At 58.0% G+C, this 4,477-nt stretch carries 8 protein-coding genes; all 8 read left to right on the forward strand.

Annotated elements, in window-relative coordinates:
* The first annotated feature begins 132 nt into the window (after positions 1 to 132).
* The 8 genes from BM004_RS41300 (at position 133) to BM004_RS40370 (ending at position 4,217) form a co-directional block, all read left to right on the forward strand.
* Complete coding sequence (locus BM004_RS41300; RefSeq protein ID WP_143072701.1) at positions 133 to 501, forward strand: hypothetical protein; 369 nt, start codon at positions 133 to 135, stop codon at positions 499 to 501.
* Positions 502 to 677: 176 nt separating this feature from the next.
* Complete coding sequence (locus tag BM004_RS40340) at positions 678 to 1,010, forward strand: antibiotic biosynthesis monooxygenase family protein (RefSeq protein ID WP_093222555.1); 333 nt, start codon at positions 678 to 680, stop codon at positions 1,008 to 1,010.
* 382 nt (positions 1,011 to 1,392) lie between these two features.
* A complete protein-coding gene (locus BM004_RS42630; protein ID WP_371271260.1) occupies positions 1,393 to 1,845 on the forward strand; it encodes a pentapeptide repeat-containing protein in 453 nt (150 codons plus the stop codon).
* A 68-nt stretch (positions 1,846 to 1,913) separates the two neighbouring features.
* On the forward strand, positions 1,914 to 2,336 hold the full coding sequence (locus BM004_RS40350) for an SMI1/KNR4 family protein (RefSeq protein ID WP_093222560.1): 423 nt from the start codon (positions 1,914 to 1,916) through the stop codon (positions 2,334 to 2,336).
* 98 nt (positions 2,337 to 2,434) lie between these two features.
* Positions 2,435 to 2,761: a hypothetical protein gene (locus BM004_RS40355; RefSeq protein ID WP_093222562.1), complete on the forward strand. Its 327-nt coding sequence runs from the start codon at positions 2,435 to 2,437 to the stop codon at positions 2,759 to 2,761.
* Between the two features lie 117 nt (positions 2,762 to 2,878).
* A complete protein-coding gene (locus tag BM004_RS40360) occupies positions 2,879 to 3,139 on the forward strand; it encodes a hypothetical protein (protein ID WP_093222565.1) in 261 nt (86 codons plus the stop codon).
* Between the two features lie 67 nt (positions 3,140 to 3,206).
* On the forward strand, positions 3,207 to 3,710 hold the full coding sequence (locus tag BM004_RS40365; protein WP_093222567.1) for a hypothetical protein: 504 nt from the start codon (positions 3,207 to 3,209) through the stop codon (positions 3,708 to 3,710).
* Positions 3,711 to 3,914: 204 nt separating this feature from the next.
* Positions 3,915 to 4,217: a YciI family protein gene (locus BM004_RS40370; RefSeq protein ID WP_093222570.1), complete on the forward strand. Its 303-nt coding sequence runs from the start codon at positions 3,915 to 3,917 to the stop codon at positions 4,215 to 4,217.
* Positions 4,218 to 4,477: the final 260 nt, after the last annotated feature.

The raw sequence follows: 4,477 nt of genomic DNA on the forward strand, positions 1-4,477 counted from the left end.
TAGAGAAGCGTGAACTGCACCGAGACGTTCTGTTCGACGAAACCAAAATACCGAGATACTCTGCGCTTGACAAACTGGCCCGATCAGAGAAGCAGTCACTCACTCAGCACCTCCAGTCGCAACCAGAGGGCCATGGAAAAAATGAACGAGACCGACATTGAAGCATTCATTCGTGCGACCGACGAAGCACCATTGATCGCTCTCTTATCGTCGACGCTGGGTGGCCTGGTTCCGCATACCAATAACAGTCTAGACGTAAGAATCTACACATCTGAGAACGCTAAGCTCGTGCTTATGCCCAGCGAGAACGAGTTCCTCAGCGTATGGCTTCGCGGTGCCACCCCATGGCGCTCCCATGTCGATTTCGCACGATTCCTCTCCGCTGCACTGGATTGCCAAGCTCGCTGTGATCCTGGTTCGGAGCACCCCGAGATTTCCCCATACTCGGACGTCTTCTTGGATGTGCATCGAGGTGTAGAGAAGCTTATTACATGGGGCTGAGCCCATGCTTTCAGTGACCGATTTAAAGGCGATGCGTTCGGCCACCTTGGACGGAGAATGCGGTTGCAGGAGATCGCTGGAAACTGCGGCACTCGGCCACAAGCAGACGCTGTCGACCCTCTCAAAAAGTGGCGCGTCGAGCCATACTTGCCTTCCAAAGTCCGGAGCAAATTGACATGGTCACAATCGCTGAGAACACAGGATTCGTCACCCTCATCAACGTCTTTACGGTCGAGCCTGCGAATCAATCGGAGCTCCTCACGCTACTGGCACGCGCCACGGACACGTCCGTCCGCAACGTGCCGGGCTTCGTCTCCGCAGCTCTTCATCGCAGTGTCGACGGTACAAAAGTCACGATGTACGCTCAGTGGAAAAGCGCCGAACACTACCAAGCGATGCGCTCAAATCCGGTCGCGTCACCATTCCTTGACCAAGCACTCGCCATAGCGAAGTTCGACCCCGGCATGTACGAGGTGGTCAAGGTCTTCTCTGCTCCACCCCAAAGCTAGCGGGCGTTCATACGGGCGCGATGCCGTGAGCGGTCGGCTATCGGGTTCTCTGTGCCAGGTTTTGGCTACAGTCGGCCAAAACCGGGCATTCAGCACACCGAGCCAATTTTGCTGTACGAGAAGGCAGGCTCACGTCTGCCAAGTGCTACAGTCGGCGGCGAAGCAGACATTCGACGACATCGGCATGAACTTCACTCGGAGATTGACCGTGAGCGGCGGACTCGCCGTCGCTTGCATCGGGCTGATAGCGTGCAACGGGCCGTCCTTAAAGACCGCTTCCAGCAACCGCGAAAAGGCGGCCATGAGCAGCAAGAGACTTAGCTACATCGAATCCTGCCGCCACCTTCAGCCGGTCTACATAGAGCCGGGAAGAATCCCAGACATGCCCCAAAGGCGTCCAAGCTACAGCGATGAAGGACCTTGGGGAGTGAGTTTTTTCCGAACGCGGATCGATGGCTCAATCGCTTTGTCGAACCTAACGTTGCCCAGGTCGCTCTTTGGACGCTCTGAGATCAATGGGGCTTCGTTCGAGAATACGGACTTGTCGGAGTCGTCACTCTGTTGGAATGATTTCGTCGATGTCAATTTTTCGCAAGCGAAACTCGCGCGGGCGGATCTCCGCGCCTCAGATTTTGAGCACTGCGACTTTCGCACGTCGGATCTGAGAGAGGCCGACCTTCGCCGATCCTTGTTCCGAAGATGCGCCTTCGATGGTGCCGAGATGGCAGGTGCGGTCCTCACGCACAAACAGGGACAAGCGTTGCTCCTGTCGGACTTGCAGAGGGCTCAGATCTCTTGGGCGGACACTGACGGGCCTGAGCCCAGCGGGGGATAGCACCCAGCGCCCCGTGTCAACAATCGGCCAGAACCCGACATTCGAAGCGAACTCTCAATTCCATCAACATGCCTTCCATCCGCGACCTCGCCGAAAAGCATCCCGAACTGTTGAGGGGTGACAGGAAGGAGACCGAGGACAGGCTGAGTGCCGTGGAGAAGGCTCTCGACGTTCGCTTGCCGCCTGACGTGCGCTGGCTGCTCTTGGAGTGCGGCTACGGCGCTGTTCACGCCGTGTCCAACATCCAGCAATCTATCGACGACACCTTTCGCTTCCGCGCCAGCGCGGGCCTGGACCCCAGGTACGTGGTCTTGGATGACAAAGGCGATGCGGGCGTCGTCCTCCTGGACACATCCGACGAATCCGGTCCGGTTGTGTGGGCCGACTGGCGCTCGGCGGGACTGCTACATACGGGAACCGGCGACTCGGAACTGTTCAAGAGCTTTTCTGCTTGGGTCGAGGACCGAATACTTGACCTGGGCGACGAGTAGGCAGCCAGTGCCGGCGAGCGGCCAATAGCCGACATCCGGGGAGTATGAACAAAATCGGGCCAGAGGTGGTCCTGGGGAGCAAAAGTGGAGCAATCGCAATGAGCCGAGCAAAGTTCTACGAAGTGATGCGCAGGCTTGAAGAAAGCCTGATCGGAGTCACAGGTCGCGCAATGCCTCCGCAGGATTACGAGCTGATCACTCCTGAGCAAGATCGAGCGCGTTGCGCCAAGGCGCTGGACGCCTTGAGCGCGGCATGGGTTCTGGAACCGCAAGACCTGACGAAGCTTCAGCAGTTGAACCAGCGATGCCTGGAGCTACTGGCGCAATGTGATGTCAACGCCGCCCTCTTTGCCGCCAAGGACGTTCAACTTCATTTGATCGAAGTGCGGGAGCGGGCGCGACCAATTAAGGGAACGATGGCCTGATGAAGGTCAGCGCCAGAGTAAGTCGAACGTCAGCATCGGGCCCGCCCACGACGGCGGCGCGACCGGCTACAGTCGGCCAGAAGCCGACCTTCACCTCGCTCCTCCAGTTCAACATTCATGACCGATTCCATTCGACGCCTCTCACGGGACGAAGCGAGCAGGCGGGCAAAGGAGCTCGCCGTGGAGTTTGCGAAGTCCACGGGGATGGAAGGTTCGTTCCTTGAAGTCCGGCCGGACCCCTTCCTGACCGAGCGTGAAGGTAAGACACCCGTGTTCTGGGCCGCCGTCTTCACCAATGTCCACAAGGGTGTCGAACTAGACGGACCGACGGTCCTACTGGTGGACCTACGCGCTCGCAGGGCAGCCTTCAGCGAATGAAGCTGGCTGGCAGAATGCGGCCAGAAGCTGAAGTTGGCCGTGCCCCTCCTATTCGCCGTTCAACAAAATGCACAAGTCACCCCTCTTTCGCAAGGAGAACACAACAGCCCACCGGCCCCATGTAGCGGTCGGTGGAGACTATCGCGACCAGCGCAACACAAAGAAGGAAGCCCCCTCCGATGCGAAGCGAAGTTCAATGCACGGCAAAGAGCATCGCGGTCGTGACTACACGCCTCTTTTCAAGTTCCTGCTGTCGCATGTAGGCAAACCTTGGAACGAGGTTCACTCCGAGGCGGTTAGCCGGCTGGATCGTGTCGAGCCGATTTTCTGGTTGGTCGCATTGACCGAAAGCGACCGTTGTGAGTTCGTTCGCGTGGGAGAGTCGTCGTACTACAGCGGCCTCTATGTCGACGACAGCGGCCTTCTGCAGCAGGTCAATCCAAAGCTTGGGCCATCCAGCCTAGCTCCGAGTTGCAAATGCTGTACACACACGTTCAACGGCGTCCGCTTCACTCAGTCGTTCGGTTTGTCGGAATCCAGTCTCGAGCCAGGTTCAAATTCTGGGATCTAGGCGTACTGCTTACCTCGACGTCTTCGGGTCGAGCCGTCCGCCTTGGGCGTTATTCCACTCGGCCGGTGAGAGTCTGGTTTAAGCGGGTTCGAAGGATGCCTATGGCCCATCGCTCCATTCAAAACAAGGGCTACAGTCGGCCACAACCCGTCGTTCGAGACGTGCCCCTAACTGAACCGATAACGTGGGCGAAGGAGAACAAGAGTGAATGAATACATATTACTCATGCATGAGGACGCCCCCAATGCGGAAGCCGCCAATGATGCGGAACGCTGGGAGCAATACCTCGCTCAGCTTCGAAGCACCGGGCAATTTGATGGCGGTAGCTCGATGGGGCGTGGGGAGCGCCACTGTAAGAATCACACGAGCCAACCGACGGGCAAAGACCTAGGCGGCTTCATTCGAGTGCGCGCAGTCAGCCTCAAGAGCGCGAAGCAATTTCTTGCAGGTAATCCAGTTTACGAGGCCGGCGGCACGGTGGAGATTCGGGAGTTGCCCCGAACCTAGCTGTCCGGTCAAACGTTCATCAGGGACTGCGTTAGGTGCAAGGGTCTCCGAGGACGCGACCGGCTACAGTCGGCCAGAAGCATCGGTGATCGGGCGGGTTGATTTGACCTGCGGAGTTCTCTTCCTAGACTCGTAAATCCACTACGAAGGAGAGCTTGAATGACCTACTTCACCGGAATCGATGTGTCCTTGAGATCCGTCTCGATTTGCGTCGTGGACGGCCGTGGCGAAGTCTGTCGGGAGGCCAAGGTCGACGCGCA

The sequence above is a fragment of the Variovorax sp. OK212 genome, assembly GCF_900112425.1.
Classification (GTDB): Bacteria; Pseudomonadota; Gammaproteobacteria; order Burkholderiales; family Burkholderiaceae_C; genus Variovorax.

Excerpts from the sequence above, each read along its gene's own strand:
- BM004_RS41300 (WP_143072701.1), top strand. The coding sequence starts at position 133 with ATGGAAAAAATGAACGAGACCGACATTGAAGCATTCATTCGTGCGACC.
- BM004_RS40365 (WP_093222567.1), top strand. The coding sequence starts at position 3,207 with ATGCACAAGTCACCCCTCTTTCGCAAGGAGAACACAACAGCCCACCGG.
- BM004_RS40340 (WP_093222555.1), top strand. The coding sequence starts at position 678 with ATGGTCACAATCGCTGAGAACACAGGATTCGTCACCCTCATCAACGTC.
- BM004_RS40350 (WP_093222560.1), top strand. The coding sequence starts at position 1,914 with ATGCCTTCCATCCGCGACCTCGCCGAAAAGCATCCCGAACTGTTGAGG.
- BM004_RS40355 (WP_093222562.1), top strand. The coding sequence starts at position 2,435 with ATGAGCCGAGCAAAGTTCTACGAAGTGATGCGCAGGCTTGAAGAAAGC.
- BM004_RS42630 (WP_371271260.1), top strand. The coding sequence starts at position 1,393 with ATGCCCCAAAGGCGTCCAAGCTACAGCGATGAAGGACCTTGGGGAGTG.
- BM004_RS40360 (WP_093222565.1), top strand. The coding sequence starts at position 2,879 with ATGACCGATTCCATTCGACGCCTCTCACGGGACGAAGCGAGCAGGCGG.